Source organism: Pseudarthrobacter sp. MDT1-22 (genome assembly GCF_054511035.1).
Map to the genome: position 1 here is coordinate 47,164 of NZ_JBTNDK010000009.1, position 21,251 is coordinate 68,414.

General features: G+C 63.6%; 16 protein-coding genes. 2 read left to right on the top strand and 14 right to left on the bottom strand.

Annotated elements, in window-relative coordinates:
• Positions 1-88: 88 nt before the first annotated feature.
• The 14 genes from ACX80M_RS09330 to ACX80M_RS09395 all read right to left on the bottom strand — a co-directional run bounded on the left by ACX80M_RS09330 (position 89) and on the right by ACX80M_RS09395 (position 19,037).
• Positions 89-2,368 (bottom strand): gluconokinase, GntK/IdnK-type, encoded by a 2,280-nt coding sequence (locus ACX80M_RS09330; RefSeq protein ID WP_459309493.1) that lies wholly within the window; start codon positions 2,366-2,368, stop codon positions 89-91.
• 56 nt (positions 2,369-2,424) lie between these two features.
• Positions 2,425-3,654: a D-mannonate dehydratase ManD gene (gene manD, locus ACX80M_RS09335; RefSeq protein ID WP_056348669.1), complete on the bottom strand. Its 1,230-nt coding sequence runs from the start codon at positions 3,652-3,654 to the stop codon at positions 2,425-2,427.
• Between the two features lie 45 nt (positions 3,655-3,699).
• The gene (gene uidB / locus ACX80M_RS09340; RefSeq protein WP_459309435.1) at positions 3,700-5,115 is read right to left on the bottom strand and encodes a glucuronide transporter; all 1,416 of its coding nucleotides are present in this window, start codon (positions 5,113-5,115) and stop codon (positions 3,700-3,702) included.
• 300 nt (positions 5,116-5,415) lie between these two features.
• Positions 5,416-6,843, bottom strand: a complete 1,428-nt coding sequence (locus ACX80M_RS09345) for a mannitol dehydrogenase family protein (protein WP_374210049.1) — start codon at positions 6,841-6,843, stop codon at positions 5,416-5,418.
• Positions 6,840-8,246: a glucuronate isomerase gene (gene uxaC, locus ACX80M_RS09350; protein ID WP_252602155.1), complete on the bottom strand. Its 1,407-nt coding sequence runs from the start codon at positions 8,244-8,246 to the stop codon at positions 6,840-6,842. The genes ACX80M_RS09345 and uxaC overlap by 4 nt, the downstream gene beginning before the upstream one ends.
• A gap of 81 nt (positions 8,247-8,327) precedes the next feature.
• Entirely contained in the window at positions 8,328-9,389 is a 1,062-nt protein-coding gene (locus ACX80M_RS09355; RefSeq protein WP_252602152.1) for a LacI family DNA-binding transcriptional regulator, read from the bottom strand.
• A gap of 106 nt (positions 9,390-9,495) precedes the next feature.
• Entirely contained in the window at positions 9,496-10,662 is a 1,167-nt protein-coding gene (locus ACX80M_RS09360; RefSeq protein ID WP_252602150.1) for a Gfo/Idh/MocA family protein, read from the bottom strand.
• 60 nt (positions 10,663-10,722) lie between these two features.
• Positions 10,723-11,583, bottom strand: coding sequence for a sugar phosphate isomerase/epimerase family protein (locus tag ACX80M_RS09365; protein ID WP_252602147.1), 861 nt, complete (start codon positions 11,581-11,583; stop codon positions 10,723-10,725).
• A gap of 47 nt (positions 11,584-11,630) precedes the next feature.
• Positions 11,631-12,536 (bottom strand): ATP-binding cassette domain-containing protein, encoded by a 906-nt coding sequence (locus ACX80M_RS09370; RefSeq protein WP_252602144.1) that lies wholly within the window; start codon positions 12,534-12,536, stop codon positions 11,631-11,633.
• A complete protein-coding gene (locus tag ACX80M_RS09375) occupies positions 12,533-14,383 on the bottom strand; it encodes a dipeptide/oligopeptide/nickel ABC transporter permease/ATP-binding protein (protein ID WP_252602141.1) in 1,851 nt (616 codons plus the stop codon). Before ACX80M_RS09375 ends, ACX80M_RS09370 begins: the two co-directional genes overlap by 4 nt.
• A complete protein-coding gene (locus ACX80M_RS09380) occupies positions 14,380-15,321 on the bottom strand; it encodes an ABC transporter permease (RefSeq protein WP_252602138.1) in 942 nt (313 codons plus the stop codon). The genes ACX80M_RS09375 and ACX80M_RS09380 overlap by 4 nt, the downstream gene beginning before the upstream one ends.
• Before the next feature lie 123 nt (positions 15,322-15,444).
• On the bottom strand, positions 15,445-16,971 hold the full coding sequence (locus ACX80M_RS09385) for an ABC transporter substrate-binding protein (RefSeq protein WP_459309436.1): 1,527 nt from the start codon (positions 16,969-16,971) through the stop codon (positions 15,445-15,447).
• 195 nt (positions 16,972-17,166) lie between these two features.
• Positions 17,167-18,180 carry a Gfo/Idh/MocA family protein gene (locus ACX80M_RS09390; protein WP_459309437.1) on the bottom strand — a complete coding sequence of 338 codons (1,014 nt, stop codon included), beginning with the start codon at positions 18,178-18,180 and terminating at the stop codon, positions 17,167-17,169.
• A complete protein-coding gene (locus ACX80M_RS09395; RefSeq protein ID WP_459309438.1) occupies positions 18,177-19,037 on the bottom strand; it encodes a sugar phosphate isomerase/epimerase family protein in 861 nt (286 codons plus the stop codon). Before ACX80M_RS09395 ends, ACX80M_RS09390 begins: the two co-directional genes overlap by 4 nt.
• Positions 19,038-19,260: 223 nt before the next feature.
• Between ACX80M_RS09395 and ACX80M_RS09400 the strand changes: the two genes are divergently transcribed.
• On the top strand, positions 19,261-20,277 hold the full coding sequence (locus ACX80M_RS09400) for a LacI family DNA-binding transcriptional regulator (protein ID WP_252602232.1): 1,017 nt from the start codon (positions 19,261-19,263) through the stop codon (positions 20,275-20,277).
• 114 nt (positions 20,278-20,391) lie between these two features.
• On the top strand, positions 20,392-21,213 hold the full coding sequence (gene nadE, locus ACX80M_RS09405; RefSeq protein WP_252602126.1) for an ammonia-dependent NAD(+) synthetase: 822 nt from the start codon (positions 20,392-20,394) through the stop codon (positions 21,211-21,213).
• Positions 21,214-21,251: the final 38 nt, after the last annotated feature.

Here is a 21,251-nt window from a genome sequence, read left to right on the forward strand (position 1 = left end):
CTGTGACGCAGAAAAGGAACGGCGCTACGCGTATCCGCGTAGCGCCAGTCCGTCTGCGAGTCGTCAGTCTAGAACCCCAGCGATAACCCTAGAGCCGGGTGTCGAAGGATTCGCAGAAGACATTCTCGTTGAATGTCCCCTGGAACTCAGACTTGCCCATGATCTTCTCGATGGTGGCGCGGATGGCCTCCACAGTTCCCGCATGGGCGTGGATGGCGGTCTTGACCATCGGCACGTCGATGAGGTGGTTGGGCTGGTTCAGCGACACAAACACCGTGGGAACCTCGGTAACGTACCAAGGGATTTCCGCGGCCATCGGGGTGGACCACTTGATCCGGATTGCCGCTTCCTGGGCGAAGCCCTTGACGTTGGCGAACACGAACGCCGCGTCGTACTTGTCCGCGTAGTCGCCGGTGGCTTCTTCCGAGATGACCGACATGAAGTTCACGCCGGTCTCGCCCGCGGCAATGCGCTGGGGCGCCGTCTTGAAGACATGGACCTCAAAACCTGCGGCGTCGAGTTCCTCCTTGACGGTGTCGAGGTAGCCCAGCGGATCTGCCATGGTGAAGTCCGAGCCGCCGGAGATGCCGTACAGGCGGATCCGCTTGTGCGTTTCCGGCCGGATGGGCAGGTTGTTGGCGGTGTCCTTGACCAGGGTGACGGTCTTGTCCGCGATCTCGGCGGCGATGGCACGGTGCGCCTCGCTGCCGATCACAGCAAGTGCCTCCACGGGCGGAACCAGTTCGTTGCGGTCCTTGAGGTGCAGCCCCAGCGAGGCCTTGAGGGCCAGGATGCGGCGCAGGGCGTCGTGCAGGCGCTGCTCCGTGATGACGCCGGACTTGTAGCCGTCCAGCATGTACTGGAAGTCTTCGTCGGCGTTGCGGAAGAACAGGAACATGTCGCAGCCGGCGGCGATGGTCGCAGGAACCAGGTCCTTGCGCTTCATGGCCTGGGTGAGTCCGATCATCTGCGAGGCGTCCGTGAGGATGAGCCCGTTGAAGCCGAGCTCGCCGCGCAGCAGGTCCTGGAGCAGCTCCGGGGCCAGGGTGGCAGGACGGATGTCCTTGTCCGCCAGGCCCGGGCGGAAGTGCCGGGAAAGGTCCGGCGCGCCGATGTGCCCGATCATGATGGACTGCACGCCGTGCCCGATCATTTCGCGGTACACGTGGCCATACGTCTTGTTCCACTCGTCGTAACCGAGCGTGTTGTACGACGTGACCACGTGCTGGTCGCGCTCGTCCATGCCGTCGCCCGGGAAGTGCTTCATGGCGCAGGCCGTGGGAGATTCACTGATGCCGTCGAAGTATTCCTTGGCCCGTTCCACCACGATCTCCGGCGTGTTGCCGAAGGCCCGGGTGGAGATGACCGTGTTCCGCCAGTTGTAGTGGATGTCCACGATCGGGGCGAAGGCCCAGTTGCAGCCCAGGGCTGCGGTTTCAACGCCGGCAACCTGCCCCATCCGGCGTGCGATGGACTTGTCCGGGTGCGAGCCTGCCTGCAGGTGCGTGGACACAAACGTGCCGTCGTCGCAGCTTCCGGCGCCGCCCATTTCCGGGTTGGACGCCACCAGCAGCGGCACCTTGGACTTCGACTGCGCGTGCCGGATGTGTTCCTGCACGGCAGCGGAGGGGCCTGGCCGGTAACGCATGCCGCCCACATGGAAATTCTCCAGCACACCGTCGAGGTACTCCGGGGAGTAATCGTTGTTGTGGTTGATGAACAGCTGCCCGATCTTCTCCTCAAGCGTCATCGATTCCAGGGTGGTGTTCACCCAGGTGATCGCTGCGTCATCGAGGTTGAACGGCGCGGCCTGGAGGTCGACGTCGAACTGGCGCACTGGGGTGCCAGCGGCACCAGCGGCACTTTCGTCGGCGGAATTTCCGACGGCGGCAGTCACCGCAGCTGCGATGCCGGCCAACGCGTCGGCCACGACCTGGTCCACTGGAGCGGCGATGTCCACCACAATGCCTGCCTCATCGGCTTCCAACGCTTCGAGGGTGGCCAGCTGGGATTCCAGCAGCGCGGGCGGCATAAAGTGCCCGGAGCGGCCTTCAGTCCGTGCCCTCAGAACCTCTTTGCTGCCATGCAGGTGCAGGAACACCGTACCCGGCGCCTGCGCGCGGATGGCGTCGCGGTAACTGCGGCGAAGAGCCGAGCAGGCCAGAACCAGGCCGCCCTTGGCAGCTGCCAGTTCAAAGCCCACCGTGGCGAGCCACGGCCAGCGGTCCTCGTCGGTCAGCGGAGTGCCCGCTGCCATCTTGGCGACGTTCTCCACCGGGTGGAGGGAATCGCCGTCGAGGAACTGAACGCCCAGCTCGCGGGCCACCAGGTCACCAATGGTGGTCTTGCCGCAGCCGGAGACGCCCATAACAATGACGCGCGGGCCGGAAGCTCCTCCTGCTGTGGAAGGCGATGTAGTGGCGGTCACCAGTCGTGCACCGTTCCGTCTACCAGGCGGTTGTACGGCAGGTACGCCTGCTGGTACGGGTACGCCGCCGCGGCTTCCTCGTTGAATTCGACGCCGATACCGGGCTTGTCGCCCGGGTGCAGGTAGCCGTCCTTGAAGGTCATGGACTGCTCGAAGACCTCGTTGGTCTTGTCCGAGTGCTGCATGTATTCCTGGATGCCGTAGTTGTGGATGGCCAAGCCAACGTGCAACTGCGCGGCGAAGCCCACCGGGGAAATGTCCGTGGGGCCGTGGAAGCCGGACTTGATCTGGTACTGGGCGGCGAAGTCCATGACCTTCTTCAGCGGGGAGATGCCGCCGAAGTGGGTGGAGGCTGCGCGGACGTAGTCGATCAGCTGTTCCTTGATGAGGGTCTGGTAGTCCCACACGGTGTTGAAGATTTCACCGATGGCCAGCGGGGTGGTGGTGTGCTGGCGGACCAGGCGCAGGCCCTCCTGGTTTTCGGCCGGGGTGCAGTCCTCGAGCCAGAAGAGGTCGTACGGTTCCAGGGCCTTGCCGAGCTTGGCGGCCTGGATGGGGGTCATGCGGTGGTGGCCGTCGTGCAGCAGCGGGATTTCCGGGCCGAACTCGTTGCGCACGGCTTCAAAGACGGTGGGCAGGTGGCGCAGGTAGGCGCGGGTGTCCCAGTCCTCTTCCTGGGGGAACGCGCCGCGGCCGGCGGGCTCGTAGTCGTAGCGTTCGCCCGAGGCCTGGGCCTGCGCGGCCACACCGTAGACGGCCTTGATGCCGGGGACAGCGGTCTGGATGCGGATGGACTTGTAACCCAGTTCCAGGTGCTCACGGACTGAATCGAACAGCGACTCGAGGTCAGCGCCGGAAGCGTGGCCGTAAGCGCGCAGGCCGTTGCGTGAAGCGCCGCCCAGGAGCTGGTAGACCGGCATGTTCGCCATCTTGCCCTTGATGTCCCACAGGGCCATGTCCACGGCGGCGATTGCGGCCATGGTGACCGGCCCGCGGCGCCAGTAGGAGCTGCGGTACAGGAACTGCCAGGTGTCCTCGATCTTGTGCGGATCCTTGCCGATCAGCAGCTGGGCCACGTGCTCTTTGAGGTAGGCGGCAACAGCCAGTTCGCGGCCGTTCAGCGTGGCGTCACCGATGCCGGTGACCCCGTCGTCCGTAGTGATGCGCAGGGTCACGAAGTTACGTGACGGGCTTGTCACAAAGACTTCAGCGGCAATGATTTTCACGGCAGATCCTTTCGGGGACTTCTGGTCAGTTTGTGGTGCTGGGAGTTAGTGGCCGGCAGTTTTGCCGGCGCCAACCGGGGTGCCAGCATCAGCGGTGATGCTGGCGTCAGCGTCCTCGACGGCTCCCACCGTTTTGGTCCGGCGTTCCTGGATTTCCCTGAGGATTTCCGCGTGCTTGGCATCAGTCAGCGAGTACTTGGTCATTACCAATACCGCAAGGATAGTCAGCACAGCGGGGATTGCGCCCGCCGCTATCTGAATGCCGAACAGGGCGTCCGCGGTCTGGGCCGCTCCGGACTTGTAGCCGCCCAGTGCCAGGGCGTATGCCGCCAGGGCACCACCCACAGCCTGTCCGGATTTCCGCGTGAAGGAGAACAGGGCGTACGTGATTCCTTCGGTGCGGACACCGGTCCGCCATTCGCCGTACTCCACAGTGTCGGCTTCCAGCGCCCACACCACGATGTTGACGGCAAGGACGCCCACCAGGCTGACCACGAGGCCGGTAAAGCCCATCCAGACCTGGCCGGCCGGGGCGAAGAAGATGATCGCACCGCCGAGGACAGTGACCAGCGAAGAGTAGATGTAGACGCTCTTCTTGCCGACGTTACGGACAAGTTTGGGCATAAAGGCGGCCAGGAAGAAGGTGAGCGCCAGCTGGATGATGGACAGTACGGGGTATAGGTCCAGGCGGCCCAGGACGTCGCGCAGGTAGTACAGCTGCACGGAGGTCAGGGCGAGGTAGCCGGAGAGGAAGAAGAAGGAGCTCAGGCACAGCATCAAGAGGGGCTTGTTGCCTTTGAGCGTGTCCACGCTCTGCTTGAACGTCACCTTGGGGACGGCGCGGTGCACGCGTTCCTTGGCGGTCAATGCGGTGAAGAAGTACAGCGCCGCCCCGATGACCACAAACACCAGGGTGATGGTGGTGAACGTCGACTGGAGATCGGCACCGGGCTTGATCAGCGGCGCAACGAAGATACCCAGCGAAGAGCCCACCAGCAGGGCGCCCACCATGCGGGCCGAACCCAGCTTGGCGCGCTCTCCCGGATCCTGCGTCATGGCGCCGGCCAGCGAGCCGTACGGAATGTTCACGAGGCTGTAGGCAAGGCCTAGGGCGGCGTAGGTGACGTAGGCGTACAGCAGTGTGCCGGATTCACCCAGCTGCGGAATGGAGAACGTTGCCACGCTCAGCAGGAGCAGCGGGATGGAGCCGAACATGATGAAGGGCCGGAACTTACCGAAGCGCTTGCTGTAGGTCCGGTCAACGATCCGGCCGGCGAAGACATCAGCGAAAGCGTCAAAGAGCCTGACCACGAGCAGCAGGGTTCCGGCAGCCGCGGCGGAGATGCCGGCAACGTCCGTGTAGTACACCAACAGGAACATGGTGGCGGTGGTGAATGCGAGGTTGTTGGCTGCATCGCCGGCGCCATAGCCGATGATGCTGAGCTTGTTTAGCTTTTTCATGAATTGGGCTCCTTTACCCTTGCCGCCGTGTTGGCCAGCGAAAATTATTGAAATGCTATGAAGCGGTGAATCTTTGGCGATGCTGGAGCCGGCAGAATCCGCCTCCGACGGGCGTATCGCAGTGTTTTTCTCTCTGCCTGTAATCCTAGTCACTTGGCAATAAAATGGCAAGCGGTTGCCATGAATTTCTGTTGAAACTTCATGTAACTGCAGGTCATCGAAACAGCACTGCCCGGTCCAGGCGCCTGGACCGGGCAGTGCTGTTCTTTATGAAGCAGAAGGGCTGCTGGAGCGTGATTCTTAGGCGTCCGCCGGGAATGTGCCGAGCAGGCCGGAAACGAGTTCCACGACGGCGTCGTCCGCTGCGACGGCAGGATCCACCAGCGCCAGGACCGCCCGCACGCGCTCTGCGCCTTCCAGCTGGTTGGCCGCGGCCACTTCAGTTGCCAGCGGATCCTGGAACGTCTCGGCCGCGGCGCTGAAATCAATCCAGGCCGCGATCATCAGCGCTGCAGCGGCACCGGACCTGCCCTGGGCCCGTTCGGCCAAGAGGACAGGCACGGCCCGCATGCGCAGCTTGGTGCTGCCGTCCATGGCGATCTGGGCCAGGTGGTGGGCAATGCGCGCATTGCTGAAGCGGGCCAGCAGGGCAGCGCGGTACGCCGGGATCTGCAGGTCCGCGCCACCGGCCGCGGCGCCGGACAGGTTCGCCTCGGCTTCGTCCCAGAAGCTTTCGACGGCGGTCAGGCACTGCGGGTCCGCGAGGGCCTGCGCCACCGTGGTGTGTCCGCGGAGCTGGCCGGCGTAGGCCAGCAGGGAATGAGCGCCGTTCAGAAGCCACAGCTTGCGGTTCTCGTAAGGCTCGATGTGGTCAACGAAGACCGCGCCGGCATCTTCCCAGCGTGGACGGCCGGCCGGGAAATCGCCGCTGAGCACCCAGTTGGTGAAAGGCTCTGCCACTACAGGCGAGTTGTCGCGGTAGCCGCAGGCGGCCTCGACGGCGGCGATGTCCGCTTCCGTGGTGCGCGGCGTGATGCGGTCCACGGACGTGCTGACAAAACTGACGTTTTCCTCGACCCAGGCAGCGAGCTCCGCGTCCCAGGCCCGTGCCAGGCCCGCCACGGCGTTGCGGGCTACCGTGCCGTTGTTGGCGAGGTTGTCGCAGCAGACAACGGCGAGCGGCCCGGCTCCCGCAGCCCGGCGCGCGGCGAGGGCGAAGACCAGCCGGCCCAGCGGCGTCGACGGGTTTCCGCTGCCGGAAGCCAGCAGCGCAAGGTCGCCGGCGACGTCGGGCGCCGTAGTGTCCAGCTGTCCGTCGGCACCGAGGCGGTACGCCGCTTCGGTGACCGTCAGGGTGACCATGGCGGTGGCCGGTGCCGAAACGAGCTCTGCGAGCCGCTGCACGTTCGCGCCGTCGACCGCTTCAACGATGCTGCCGAGGACGGCGAACGAGTCTCCGCTGTCAGCGCGCTCCACGAGCGTAAAGAGGCCGTCCTGCTCGGCAAGGGCCAGGGCAGCATCCGGGCGGCGGCCGGTGAAAGCCGCAATACCCCAGCCGGCGGCGTCGCTGGCCTGGCTGGTGTACCAGGCCTGGTGCGAGCGGTGGAAGGCACCGAGTCCCAGGTGGACGATCCGCACCGGCGGTTTGGCGGAAGCCTGCAAGGTCCGGTCCAGCTGCGGCAGGGATTCGGCCGTCTTGGCTGTTGCGTCGGTCTGTTCGATGCTCACAGTTTGAAAACCCTTCGAGGGGAAGAATCGACCGTGTCCACGATGATTTCGTGGGCGCGGTCTTCACTGACACGATGCTCGGCCACCAGACGGGCCAGGAAGGAGGCTTCGATCCGGCGGGACGCATCGTGGCGGGCGGGGATGGAGCAGAACGCCCTGGTGTCGTCGATGAACCCGGAAGAACGGGAGAAACCGGCCGTTTCGGTAACGGCGGAGCGGAACCGGAGCATGGCATCCGGAGCGTCCAGGAACCACCAGGGTGCGCCCAGGTAGACGGACGGGTAAAAGCCGGCGAGCGGTGCGAGTTCGCGGGAGAACACGGTCTCGTCCAGGGTGAACAGCACCAGGTGGAAGTCCTTGGCCGTGCCGAAGTCCTGCAGCAGCGGTCGGATGGCCTCGGTGTAGTTGGTGGCGAACGGGATGTCGTGGCCGGTGTCCGCGCCGAAGGCATCAAACGTTGCGGTGTGGTGGTTCCGGAACGAACCCGGGTGGATGGTCATAACCAGGCCGTCCTCCACCGACATCCGGCCCATCTGGTACATCATGTGGGCTTCGAAGGTGTTGCGGTCCTCGGCCGTGGCCTTGCCGGCGCGGGCGAGCTCGAAGATCCTCTCGGCTTCGGCGCGGTCCAGCTTGAGCGTTGCCGGAGTGGCCACACCGTGGTCTGCGGAGACTGCGCCGTGCTCCACGAAGTAGCGGCGGCGGTTTTCCAGGGCCGTGATGTAGCCCGCGTAGCCGTTGGCGCCGTCACCGGCGGTTTCGATCAGGCGGTCAACGTTGGCACTCCAGGTGGGGTGCGCAATGTTCAGGTAGGCATCCGGGCGGAAGGTCGGCAGGACGCGGCCATTGAACGAGGCGTCCTCGGCGATGGCTTTGTGGCTGGCCAGGTTGTCCAGGGGATCGTCCGTGGTGGCCAGGACCTCGATGTTGAAGTCCTTGAACAGCTGGCGGGGACGGAAGCCCGGCTCCACGAGTTTGGCGGTGATGGCGTCATAGCTGGCGTCAGCGGACATCTCGCCCAGGTCTGCGTCCAGATTGAAGACACTGTTGAACTGATTGCGCAGCCAGTATCCGGAGGCCGTGCCCTCGAAGAGGGGCCAGGCATCCACGAACGTGCGCCAGATTTCGCGTGACCCGGGCGTGGTGGAACCGCCGGCGCGCAGCTTGTCCAGGGGGGCGCCGTTGGCGTGGATCAGGCGGGTGACGTAGTGGTCCGGGCTGACGAGCAGCGCTGCCGGGTCCGGGAACGGCGTGTTGTGCTCGATGACGGCGGCGTCAACGTGGCCATGCGGGGAGATAATGGGGAGGTCCTGTACGCGCGCAAGGAGGTCCCGCGCAATGCTGCGCGTTCCTGGGTCGGCGGGCAGGAGCCTGTCTGGGTTGGCAGCAATCGACTGTGACATAGATCAATAATCTGCCTGGCGCCTCGTTTTGTCAACCGGTTGCCATGAATTGCCAAATGCTGGAATCGGCCTGTCCAGGACTCACTTCGCGGGCAGGATCCTACCGCTGGACCCGCGCAGCACCAGCTCAGTCTCCACGCTCAAAGTGCCGGCCTGCTCCCCGCTCCCGTGGAGGAAGTCCAACAGGCGCGTCGCGGCAGCCTCGCCGCATTCCCCCAGCGGCGAACGCACCGTGGTGAGCGGCGGCGTCGTGAAATCCGCGCCGAAGATGTCGTCAAAGCCGATGATGCTGATGTCGTCGGGCACCACCATGCCGGCGGCCTGGAGCTCCTGCATGAGCCCGATGGCCAGCAAGTCGTTGTACGTCATGACCGCGGTGGCACCGCTGGCGCGGACATCGCGCGCAGTCTGCCGGCCGCCGTCGACCGTTGGTTTGCTGGACTCAAGCCGCACGGCTTCGAGCCGGGACCATTCGCAAGCTGCCTGCACACCCTCCCAACGGCGTTCGGACATCCAGGACTGCGGCGGCCCCGCTACAAAGGCGATCCGCTGGTGTCCGTTGGCGGCCATGCTCCGGATTGCCTCGCTGATCCCCTTGTTGACGTCCGGCACCACGCACGGCACGCCCTCTACTTCGCGGTTGATGACCACCACGGGCTTGTCCTGGGCCAGGGCGCGGATGTTGTCATCGTCCATGCGCGGGCTCGCGAGAATGAGGCCGTCGACGGTGGCCATGAGCCGCCGGGCGGCAGTCAGTTCAGTAGCCGGGGACTCCGCCGACTCGGCGAGCACCAGGGTGTAATCCCTGCTGGTTGCGGTGGTCTCGGCGCCGCGGATGATGTCAAAGAATGTGGGGTTGGTGATGTCCGCGACGATGAGGCCGAACGTGTTGGTCTTGCCCGTGGGAAGTGCGCGCGCAAACGGATTGACCTGGTAGTTCAGCTGGGCGGCCGCATCCTCGATGAGCTTCTGTGTTTTGGAGCTGACCCTGCCCGGCTTGCTGAGTGCCCGGGAAACGGTGGACGCGTTGACGCCGGCCAACTTGGCGATGTCGTAGATGGTCGCATTGGACTTGCCGTCGCGGCCATGCTTTTTGACCGAACCCGTTGATGGGGCGGTGTCCGGCGTTTGGGGTTCAGTCACCGCCCCATCCTAACGATGAAACCACTTAAGCAGGTCGCAGCTGTGGCCGTTTTGATGGTCCAAAACGGCCACAGCTGCTACTCAGCACCGGTACTCCCTCAGGAGGTTACGCGCGCTGGGGGAACTTGCCCTCTTCGGCGATGCGCTTGTTGAGCTCGGCGAGGAACTCGTTCTCGTCGAAGTCCAGTCCAACTTCCTTACCGGTCCATGCGGAGAGGTGGATGGCGTTGGCCAGGCGGACACCGTTTATACCGTCCGAGCCCGGAGCGAGCAGCGGCGTGCCGTCCAGGATGTTGGCGGCGAAGTTCTCCAGGACACCTGAGTGCTGTGCACCCCAGGCGGACTCGAACTCGATGACCTCGGTGGTGTAGTACTCCTCCGGGTTCAACTCGCCCATAAAGAGCTTGCGGACATCGTCCATGCCCATGCCGTCGCTGAGTTCGCGCTCGGGCTTGTGCAAGCGCGTCACGGTGGCGGTCTTGCTGCCCTCGACCACGATCTTGCCCTGGTCGCCCAGGATCTCGAAGCGGTCGGTCCCGGTCAGGTCGTGCGTGGCGGTGACAAAAACGCCGGTAACGCCGTCTCCGTAGTCAACCACCGCAGTCACTTCATCTTCGACGGCGATGTCGCGGCGGAAGCCGAAGGAAACCTTGGAGTAGACGGACTTCGGGACGCCGCAGATCCACTGCCACAGGTCCAGCTGGTGCGGTGCCTGGTTGACCAGGACGCCGCCGCCTTCGCCGCCCCACGTCGCGCGCCATTCGCTGGAGTTGTAGTAGCCCTGCGGACGCCACCAGTTGGTGATGATCCAGTTGCTGCGGCGGATCTTGCCGATCTCGCCGTTTTCCACAATCTCTTTGAGCTTCTTGTACAGCGGGTTGTTGCGCTGGTTGAACATGATGCCGAAGGAGAGTTCCGGCTTGCTGGCAGCGAACTCGTTCAGTTCCTTGACCTGCTTGGTGTAGACGCCGGCCGGCTTCTCCACCAGCGCATGGATGTTGCGCTTGAGGGTCTCGATGCCCATTTCCGGGTGCAGGAAGTGCGGCACGCAGGTCACGACGGCGTCAACGTCGCCGCTTTCCAGCATCGCGATGTAGTCGTCATAGAAGGGAGCGTCCGGGTACGTGGCCGAGGCAAGTTCCCTCTTGGCCGGATCGGTGTCGCAGATAGCGCCGATCACCATGTTGGGGACCATGCCGTCTGTGATGAACTTGGCGTAAGCGCCGCCCTGCTGGCCCAGGCCGATGATGCCGAGGCGTACTTTCTTGCTCACAGTTATTTGTCCTTTTTGTTGGTTGAGCTTGTCGAAACCAGATTGTGGAAGTGGGTCCGCTTAGAAGAGCTCGGACTGCCCCAAGGCAACCAGGTTGTCGTAGGAGGTCTGCAGCGCTTCCCAGACCGTGCGGCCATAGAGTTCGTCCTGCTCCACCAGCAGGTACTGCGCGCCGGCAGCCTCCGCGGCCGGGATGATGGAAGCGAAGTCCAGGTTGCCCTCGCCCACTTCGGCGAACTGGACAACGTTCTTGAACTCCGTCATGAATCCAACGAAGTCCCCTGAATTCAGCAGCCCCATGGCCGACTCCGGCATTTGGCCGATCCGGTAGTCCTTCAGGTGCACCATAGCGGTGCGGCCGGCGTACTTTTCGAGCGTGCGGACTGGGTCCAGGCCGCCGCGCTGTACCCAGTGCACGTCGATTTCCATGCCCATGGCCGGGGAGTTCTCCGCAATGATGTCCAGCATGAATTTGCCGTCGAACTTCGCGAACTCGATGTGGTGGTTGTGGTAGTACAGGCCCAGGCCCTGCTCCTGCAGCCGTTCGGCGTATTCGTTGGCCTGCTTGGCGAAGTCAATTACCGCGCCGATGGACGTCATTGCCTCGAACGGCAGCATACCGATCCGCAACAGCTTCGAGTCCAGGCTCTTTGCGTCATCCACGATCTTGTCAAAGTGCTCCGCCAGGGAATCGCCGGGCCGGCCCTTGGGTGTCTCCATGGCCACGGACAGGGCCGCGATGTCCATGCCCAGCTCGCTGCGGGAGCGGTCCAGTTCAGCGACGTTTTCCGGCGTCATCGGGATCTGGGAGATCTCGACGGCGTTGTAGCCGATGTCGCTGACCTTACGGAGGGTTTCGAACGCCCCGATTTCGGTGAAGCTGTCCTTCAGCATCATTGCCTGTACGCCAATTTTGGCCACGTTATTCCTCCATAGTTGTTGCTGTTGAGTTAGTTCGGGCATGAGCCCTAGGCAAGGGCAGCCGCTTGCTCGTTCTGCTGGCGCTGTTCTTCGAGCAGCCGGTGACGTTCGGCACGGCGCTTCTCCTGGCGGTCCGGATCCGGCACGGGTGAAGCGAGCAGCAACCGCTGCGTGTAGGGGTGGTCGGGGTTGCGCGTGACGATCTCTGCCGGCCCCTGCTCCACGATTTCTCCACGGTACATCACGGCTACACGGTGGCTGATGTGGCGGACCACGTCAAGGTCGTGGGAGACAAACAGGTAGGACACGCCGGTGTCCTTCTGGATCTGCAGGAACAGATCCAGGACACGGGCCTGCGTGGAGAGGTCCAGGGCACTGACCGGCTCATCACAGACGATGAGTTTCGGCGACAGTGCCAGGGCGCGGGCGATGGCCACGCGCTGGCGCTGGCCGCCGCTGAACTCCCGCGGGAGACGGTGGATGGCGTCCGACGGCAGGCCTACCTGGTCCAGGAGCTCTCTGACGCGCTTCTTGGCTGCTGCCTGCTCCATGCCCTGCACGCCCAAGGGCTCGGCAAGGATGTCGCCGATCTCCAGGGCAGGGTTGAGCGACGTGTACGGATCCTGGAAGACCACTTGCATGTCTCGGCTCAGGACACGGCGCTGCTTGCGGGTGGCCTGGCTGATGTCCTTGCCCTCGAAGGTGACCTTGCCACCGCTTACGGGCGCGAGCCCCAGCACTGCCCGGCCCAGGGTGGTCTTGCCGGAGCCCGACTCCCCCACCAGGCCCAGGGTCTCCCCATGGCCGATGCTGATGTTGATGTCCGTCAGGGCACGGAATTTCTTTGCCCGGAACCCCTTGCCGGCGTACTCCACCACCAGGTTCTCGACCCGAAGGAGTCCTTCACGTGCCGGCGCTGATAACGCGGCGCCCAAGGCTGCAGTTTCTGTCACAGTACGTTCTCCTTAGCACTCGATGGCACCAGCATGGACATCGGTTCTTTGCCTTCGAGCATCGAAGCCAGCAGGGTCTGGGTGTAGCGTTCCTCCGGTTCGCGCAGTATGTCCCGCACGGGGCCTTCCTCCACGAGCCGTCCGTTCTGCATGACCACAACGCGGTCGCAGAGGTCAGCCACAACACCAAAGTTGTGGGTCACCAGGATGACGCCGACGCCGAGCCGGCGCTGGAGGTCGCGGATGAGGTCCAGCACATCGGCCTGCACAGTGACGTCCAGTGCCGTGGTGGGCTCATCGGCAATGATGAGGTCCGGTTCGCAGCTGATGGCGCCGGCGATGAGCACACGCTGGGCCATGCCACCGGAGACCTCGTGCGGGTAAGCCTTGAAGGTCCGGTCCGGGTTGACAATGCCGACGTCGGAGAGCAGCTTCATGGCGCGCTTCGTGGCTTCAGACTTGGAGATTCCCAAGACCCGCACCATGGGGGTAACCAGCTGGTAGCCGACGGTGAAGGCCGGGTCCAGGTTGCTCATGGGTTCCTGCGGGATGTAGGAAATCCGCTTGCCGCGCAGCTTGGAGAGCCGTTCCTGGCTGACGTTGTCTTCGCCGGGAGCCACCGTGTAGTTGCCATCGAACTGGATGGCACCGCCCACGATGCGTGCAGTATCCGGCAGCAGGCCCAGGATGGAAAAGGCCGTCTGGGACTTGCCCGAACCGGACTCGCCCACGATGCCAAGGATTTCGCCGCGGTCAACGTGGAAGGAGACGTCATCAACAACCTTCTTGACCGATCCGTCCGCCTGCGGGTACCCGACGCCCAGGTTGGTCACTTTGACCAGGTGGTGTTCGGTTCCGGCCTCGACGGCGGCGACAGTCTTGCTTGCTGCCTTGGCGGCGCTGGCCGACGCAGCGTCTTCCGCCTCATGTGCTTTCTTCCTGCGGTGCTTGATCTTCTCTTGGTCTTCCAAAGCATCGCGGATAGCGTTCCCAAGAAGGACCAAGGCACCAATGGTCAGTGCCATGGCAAACGCGGGCCAGAAGAGCAGGCTGGGCGTGAGATAAACGTTCTTGAATCCCTCGCTGAGCATCACGCCCCAGGATGCCTTTGACGGATCACCCAGGCCCAGGAACTCAAGGCCTGACTGGATGGCGATGGCAACTCCGGCAATCGCCGCCGTCTGGATGATGATAGGGGCCCGCACCACAGAGAAGATATGGCGGGTGATGATACTCAGGTCAGAGAGCCCGGAGACCCGGGCCGCGTCGACATAGAGCTCGTTGCGGACCGATTGCACAGCAGATCGTGTCAGGCGGAAATAGGAGGGACTCAGCAGTATGCCCAGGAAGAGCATGGCAATCCAGACCGACGGCCCGAAGGCTGCACGCACAGTCAGCAGCACAATCAGGCCGGGAAGGCTCATGAGGATGCTGACAACCCAGTTGGACATAGCTTCGAACTTGCCCGCGTAGTAGCCCGCAATCAGGCCCGCGGGCAGGCCAATCGCGATCGCAACGGCGGCACACAGCAACGCGGAGAGCAGCGTCAGCTGCGCACCAAAGAGAAGCCGGCTCCAGACGTCGCGCCCGGAGCTGTCCGTGCCGAGGATGTTGACGGAGTCCGGGGCGGCGAGGGTCTTTGAAATGTTTGCAAAGTTCTCCTCGAACGGCGCCAGGACATCGGCGAACGCGGCTAGGAGACCCATGGTCAGCAGGATGATCATCGATAAAATGCCGAGGGGGTTTTTGAAGAGACGCTTGAGCACCGTGGACCGGACCACGGTACCGGTCTGGCCGGTCGTACCGGGAAGCGGCGTCAGGGCTGAGGTTTCGACGGACTCGCTCACGAGGCACGCACCTTCGGGTTGAGCCAACCGTTGAGCAGGTCAACGATGAGATTGACAAAGATGACAACGGCGACGGTGTACATAACAACGCCCATGACCACGGGCTGGTCGCTCTGGCCGGTGGCGGCCACGGCAAGGGGGCCCATGCCGGGAAGGGCGAAAATCTGCTCGATGATGACCACGCCGCCGAGCATGCCGATCAGCTGCAGGCTGAGGACTGTAAGCCCCGCCGGGGCAGCGCTGCGCAGGACATGCTTAAAAAGGATCTCCCGCTCCTGGATCCCGCGGCTGCGGAGAGTCCGCACGTAGTCGCGTTCCAACTGCTTGATCACGGCGCTGCGGATCTGCTGGGCACCGCCGGTCACGCCGTTGATCAGGAGGGCTATGACGGGCAGGGTCAGCGAGAGCACCCAGGCGTCTGCTCCGGCACCCGGGGAAATGGTGCTGGTGGCGGGGAAGAGGCCCATCTGGATGGCCAGGATGGTGACGAGGATAATGCCGATGACGAAACCGGGAATGGAGTCGCCGATGATGGCGCCGACCTGGACCGTCCGGTCCACCCAGCCACGCTTCACTGCTGCGGCAACGCCGATGAGGGTAGCGATGATGGAAATAAGGAGCATGGCTGCCACCACCATGGTCATGGTGACCGGAATGCGGGTGGCGAGGGCGTCGGCCACCGGTTCAGAGGTGAACCAGGATGCTCCCAGGTCTCCCTGCAGCGCGTTGACAACCCAGTCCAGATAGCGGGTAAGAATGGGCTGATCCAGCCCGAGCTCTGTTTCTTTCAGCGCTACCTGCTCGGGCGTGGCCTGGTCTCCGACGATGTTCCGGGCAATGCTGCCGCTCGATACGTAAAGAAGGGAAAAAACGAGGATCGAGACGGCGAACAGGACTACTATTCCGCTGCCTAGGCGTTTAAGGATGAATGTGATCATTGCTGGCTCCATTGAACTGGCATGGTTTGACTGCCTGGTCCGGCAGCCCGGTCCGGCAGCCCGCCACCGTGGTGGTCGGGCTGCCGGACCTGCGCCGGTTTATGTTGCTTCCTGACCCGGGTCTTACTTGGCCGGCGAGTAGTTGTAGATGGACGGGACGGCCTGCTGGATCTGGGGCGTTACAGTGACCTTGTCGTTGTGGTAGTACATCTGGTTTACCCGGAACAGCGGGGCGAACCAGGCCTGCTCCACGACGTACCTGTTAACTTCCTTGGCGAGCTCGTCCGCTTTTTCGCCGCCGCTCTGCACCGCGTCGATCTTGGCCTGCAGCTCAGGAGTGGTGTTCTTGAACGGGTTGTACAGCGCCTTCGTGGAGACAATCTGGTTGATGGCCACCCACGGCTCCCCCTGGAAGAGCGAGAAGTACATGGTGGTGAATTTCTGGGCTGCGACGTCGCTCGTGAACGTGTTTGTAATCGCTGCGCCGACGTTCAGGGTGATCCCCACGTCCGACAGCTGCTGCTTCAGCACCGCGAGCTGGGTTTCGAAGCCCGGAACGGACGGAACCTCAAGGGTCACGCCGGTTTCGTAGCCGGCTTCCTTCAGCAGGGCCTTCGCCTTCGCCGGGTCATAAGGGTACTTGTTTTCAAGTTCCTCCACCCACGCGCCGCTCTCCTTGCCGAAGGGCTGGGACGTCGGACTGCCCTGTCCCAGCAGTACCTGATCGAGGATCGTCTTGCGGTCGAACGCGTGGTTAATGGCCTGACGGACCTTCACATCCTTGAGGGGGGCATTCTTGGCGCCGTCCCGATCCAGGAGCAACAGTCCCTGCCAGTCCACCTGGTTGGTGACCAGCTTCATCTTCCTGCCCTCGGCTTGCTTACCGGTCTTGGGATCTAGCAACGTAGCGTCCACCTGTCCCGACACCAAGGCGTTGGTCCGGGCGGTCGGGTCAGTCAGGATCTTGAGGGTGAGTTTCTCGAACTTCTGATTGTCCTTGTTCCAGTAATCCTTGCGGGCCGTGAACACCGACTGTGAGTCCTTAACCGTGGCCGCCTTGTCCATGACGTACGGGCCGCTGCCCACGGGCTCGGTCTTGATGCTTTCGGTGCCCAGGGCCTTGGGGCTGCCCATCAGGCCAGCGGCCTGGCTTAGGTAGAACTCCAGAGAAGGGTCAGGAGTGGCGAGGTTGAGCTCGATGGTATCGGCATCCACCACCTTCACGTCCGAGACGGCGGTGAGCTGGGCCATCTGCGGGCCATTGGCCTTTTTGAAGTGGTCCAGGTTTGCCTTGGCAGCCTCGGCGTCGAACTTGGCGCCATCGCTGAAGGTCACGTCTGTGCGGAGGTCAACGGTCAGCTGAGTGTCCGCGTCGTTGTACTTCCACGCGGTGGCCAGCATAGGGCTGAGCTTGCCATCCGGTTCCCGCAGGAGCAGGGAGTCGTAGGCTGCCTGGTAGGGCTGCAGGACGTGGCCCACATGCGCTTGCGCGGGGTCCCAGGAAGTCATGTCTCTAACGGCGCCCAGTGTGAGGGTGGTCGTTTTAGGGGCGCCGGGGTTATTGGCGCCTGGGGCGCCGCCGCAGGCTGTCAGCGCGAGGGCCGCGCTGGTGATAAGAGCGGCTGCTGCCGCTTTGGGACCTAACTTCATTGTTGGCTCCTGGATCTGTGGAACGTGAGAGTTGCGAATTCCGGCCGGTGTGGCGTTGGACACACCGACGTTCGAGATTCAGAGTACGCATAATTGCCAGTCTTGGCAACCGATTGTCAATTTTGTTGCAACTTATATTTTCGAAGCCCGCGAATGAAACGTTCTAAGCGACTTCAACCGGTTGCCGTGAAGCGGTCAGGAAACTTTCTCCGCCGCGTCCGGGTAGCTCTGGCGGTAAATTTCCTTGACGATCCTCAGGGATTTTTCCGCTGCTCCAGGGTCGATCCAGAACGGGCCCTCGTCACCGAGGCGGGCATAGAATTCACTGATGAGCAGTTCGTGCGAGACGCCCCAGTAGGCACGTCCGCCGGTCTCCACCACACGCTCGGGAACCACTTCAACCCGGCCGTTCGCATAAGTGACCGTCAAGTCCCCACGAAGACTGAGAGTCGCTTTTTCCGTGACAATGTCCAGCGTAACCGGGGCGTTGACGGCGTTGGCCAGCGTGGCATAGAAGGCGCTCCGCGCACCGTTGGCGTGCTCGGCAACAAATTCCGCAGTGTCCTCCACCTCGATGGTTTCGCCCAGGAACCTGGTGGCCGCATTGCCGGACAACGAAACGACGTCGCCCAGCAGCCACTGCACCAGGTCAACGGTGTGAATGGCCTGGTTCATCATGAGCCCGCCGCCGCCACCCTCCCAGGTGCCGCGCCAGGGCCGGCTGCGGTAATAGTCGGCATTGCGGTGCCACAGCACCGTTGCTGACGCCCCTACTACCGCGCCTAGCTCGCCGGAGGAAAGCAGTGCGTGCATGGCCTGCGAGGTGGCGTTGTAGCGGTTCTGGAAGCAGACGGCAATCTTGGCAGTGCCCGCCTTGGCGGCCTCCACCAGCCGGCGGCCTTCTTCAAGCGTATGCGCGAGCGGCTTTTCGACAATGACGTTCACGCCGCGTTCAAGGCAGTCCACGGCGATGGTGGCGTGCATGTTGTGCGGCGTCGTAATGTGCACAACATCCGGTCCGACGGCCTCGATCAGGCTGAGATGATCGGGGAAACCCGGGACGCCGTAGGCGGCCACGGCGGCCGCAAGGCGGCCGGGATCCAAGTCGCAGACCCCAGCCAGCCGCGCGCCATCGAGCTTTGCGATGGCCTCAAAGTGCACTGCCGACACATCACCGCAGCCAATAACTGCGGCCTTGAGGCCGGTCACGAAAGTTCGATTCCGTTCTTGGCAGCAAGGACCGCGAAGGCGCGCGCGGCCATGCCGAAGGCAACCGGACCGGAGAAGCCGCCCAGCTTGTGGTGGCTGGCGAGGTGGGGTTCGAGTGAGGCAAAGCCTGCGTAACCGTCCGCCTTCAGGGCAGCAATGGTGGCGTCCAGTTCGCCGTCGCCGTGGCCGGAAGGCACAACCTCGCCCGTAGCCATGATGGCGTCCTTGACCTGGAGGTATTCGAGGTAGGGGCGGAGCATGGCGTAGCCATCGGTGTAGGGGCGGACGCCTACCTGGACGAAGTTGGCGTTGTCCCAGGCGATCCTCAGTGCGGGAGAGTCCACGGACTCCATGATGTCCAGGACGCGCTGCGGCGTATCGCCGTAGATGTCCTTTTCGTTCTCGTGCAGGAGTACGACGCCGGCGCTTTCGGCTTCAGCGGCCAGTGCCCGCATGCGCGTGAGGACGTCGTCGCGGATTTCCTCCGGCGTCTGGGCTTCACTCCGGAAGTAGGAGAAGATCCGGATGTATTTGGTATCCAGGCCCTTGGCTACGGAGATGATCTGGCGAAGGCGCTCCACCTCGTGCTCCACGGGCAGGCTGATGTCCACCTTGCCGATGGGGCTGGCCACGGCTGAGACCTTCAAGCCCTTGGCGTCCAAGAGTTCCTTGAGGTCAGCTACCTGCTCAGACGTCATTTCTGAGACGTTGACGCCCCAGGCGCTGCGAACTTCGATGTAGTTCGCGCCGAGCGCCAGCAGGACAGCAGCCTGGATGGCGGGGTCCGTATCCACCTCGTCGCCGAATCCTGAGAGCGTCCAGGCAGTGCTTGTTGCTGCGGTTGTTGCTTCGGTCACGGGAATCTCCTTAGGTATGCCCGCGACGGGACAGCCTAGGTGCCGCTCCGGCGCGCGGGTGACTCAGTTCACAAACAAGTGCTGCCCTAAGTCTAGACACGTCAACTGTCAATGACAACCGATTGCCAAATGATTGCAGGCTGTGGCAATCTAGGAGCTATAGGGCTGTGGCAACCGTCACAAGCCCCCAGTCATCCCGTTCAGTGAGGAGCGCGCCATGGCGATGCAAGCAGCCGGAACAGACCGTCCTGCCACCATCCACGACATCGCCGCGATCTGCGGTGTGGCCGCGTCCACCGTGTCCCGCGCACTTTCCACTCCGGACCGGGTCAACATCCGAACCCGCGCCCGCATCGAAGCGGCGGCGGCCGAGCTGAACTACACGCCGAACAGCCAAGCTAAAGCCCTGAGCTCCGGCCGCACCGGCGCCGTCGGCGTCCTGGTGCCCGACATCACCAACCCCTTCTATTTCGATCTCATCCGTGGCACCCAGCTGCAGCTCAAGGCAGCCGGCTACACGCAGCTGCTCGTGGACACCGAAGAGTCCGACGAAGTGGAGGCCTCCACCATGGAGCAGCTGCGCAAGAGCGCTGACGGAATCATCGTCGCCGCGTCCAGGCTCAGCGATGAGGCGCTGCTGGCCGCCGCAGCCAGGATTCCCATGGTGACCATCAACCGCGACGTAGCCGGCGTTCCCGCCGTCGTGATTGACACTCCCTCCGCCACCAGCCAGGCGCTGGACCATCTGATTTCCCTCGGCCACACCCGCATCGCCTACATGGCCGGTCCACTCACGTCCCAATCCAGCACCCTTCGCTGGACAGCCCTGGCGGCCGCCGCCGAGGACCGCGGCGTGGACGTGCGCAGGCTGGGACCGTTCGCCCCCAAGACACAATCAGGTGCCGCCGCAGCCGATGCGGCCGTGCACTCCGGCGTCACCGCCTGCATTGCCTTTAACGACCTCATCGCCATCGGCATGCTTCAGCGGCTGCGCGAACGCGGCATCCGGGTCCCGGAGGACATCAGCGTGGTGGGCTGCGACGACATCTTTGGCGCGGACTTCTGCAATCCCCCGCTGACCACCATGACGTCCCCTATCGAACAAGCAGGCCGCGTAGCAGTGTCCATGCTCCTGGCCCAGCTCAACCCGCTGGCGGGCGGTGGCAGCCGCAGCCGGTCGCTGATGCCTACGCATCTCACCGTCCGCGGTTCAACGGGAGCGGCACCGGCAGCGCTGTAGGTCCGGGCCCCAAGTGTCCGTTCGCGCCGGGCTGTGAGTGGTTCGGGTGGACACGTGGGTGGTTCGGGTGGACACAGTTGAGCGTTGTTGACAGCGCTGACTAGGCTGGATCACATGCGCGAACTCCAAGCCACCATCATCGAAGAAATGGGCGTGCAGCCCCGGATCGACCCCCTCGGGGAGGTGCGCAAGCGGGTGGATTTCCTGAAGGATTACCTCCGGGCAACCCACACCAAGGGCTTTGTCCTGGGCATCTCGGGCGGGCTGGACTCCTCCCTCGCCGGCAGACTGGCCCAGCTGGCCGTGGAGGAGCTTGATGCCGAAGGCGTGGAGGCCAACTTCGTGGCGGTCCGCCTTCCGTACGGCGTCCAGCACGACGAGGACGACGCCCAGGCCGCCCTGGACTTCATCCAGGCCAAGACGGAATGGACCTTCAACATCTCCGCCGCCGTGGATGGCTTCGAGAACGAATTCGAGAAGACGGTGGGCAACGGGATTTCCGATTTCCACAAGGGCAACACCAAGGCCCGCACGCGGATGATCGCGCAGTACGCGCTGGCCGGGGAGCACAACTACCTGGTGATCGGCACCGACCACGGCGCAGAGTCCGTCACCGGGTTCTTCACTAAATTCGGCGACGGCGGCGCGGACATCCTGCCCCTGTTCGGCCTCAACAAACGCCAGAACCGCGAACTGCTGGCCGAGCTGGGCGCCCCTGCCCGTGTCTGGGAAAAAGTACCCACCGCCGACCTCCTGGACGGCAGGCCCGGACGCACCGACGAGGACGAACTGGGAATCAAGTACGACCAGATCGATGATTACCTCGAAGGCCGGGAGATCCCCGAAGCGGCGGCCGAGCTGATCGAACAGAAGTACCTCCGCACACGCCACAAGCGCACCGTGCCGGTCACCATCTTCGATACGTGGTGGAAGTAAGCGCTCCACACAACGCTGGAATTCCCCACTTTTGGGGC

What these genes read in the sequence shown, in the direction of transcription:
- ACX80M_RS09330 (WP_459309493.1), bottom strand. Translation starts at nt 2,368, where the DNA reads ATGGGCGTCTCCGGCTGCGGCAAGACCACCATTGGTGACCTGGTGGCC.
- uidB (WP_459309435.1), bottom strand. Translation starts at nt 5,115, where the DNA reads ATGAAAAAGCTAAACAAGCTCAGCATCATCGGCTATGGCGCCGGCGAT.
- uxaC (WP_252602155.1), bottom strand. Translation starts at nt 8,246, where the DNA reads ATGTCACAGTCGATTGCTGCCAACCCAGACAGGCTCCTGCCCGCCGAC.
- ACX80M_RS09380 (WP_252602138.1), bottom strand. Translation starts at nt 15,321, where the DNA reads ATGATCACATTCATCCTTAAACGCCTAGGCAGCGGAATAGTAGTCCTG.
- ACX80M_RS09385 (WP_459309436.1), bottom strand. Translation starts at nt 16,971, where the DNA reads ATGAAGTTAGGTCCCAAAGCGGCAGCAGCCGCTCTTATCACCAGCGCG.
- ACX80M_RS09400 (WP_252602232.1), top strand. Translation starts at nt 19,261, where the DNA reads ATGCAAGCAGCCGGAACAGACCGTCCTGCCACCATCCACGACATCGCC.
- nadE (WP_252602126.1), top strand. Translation starts at nt 20,392, where the DNA reads ATGCGCGAACTCCAAGCCACCATCATCGAAGAAATGGGCGTGCAGCCC.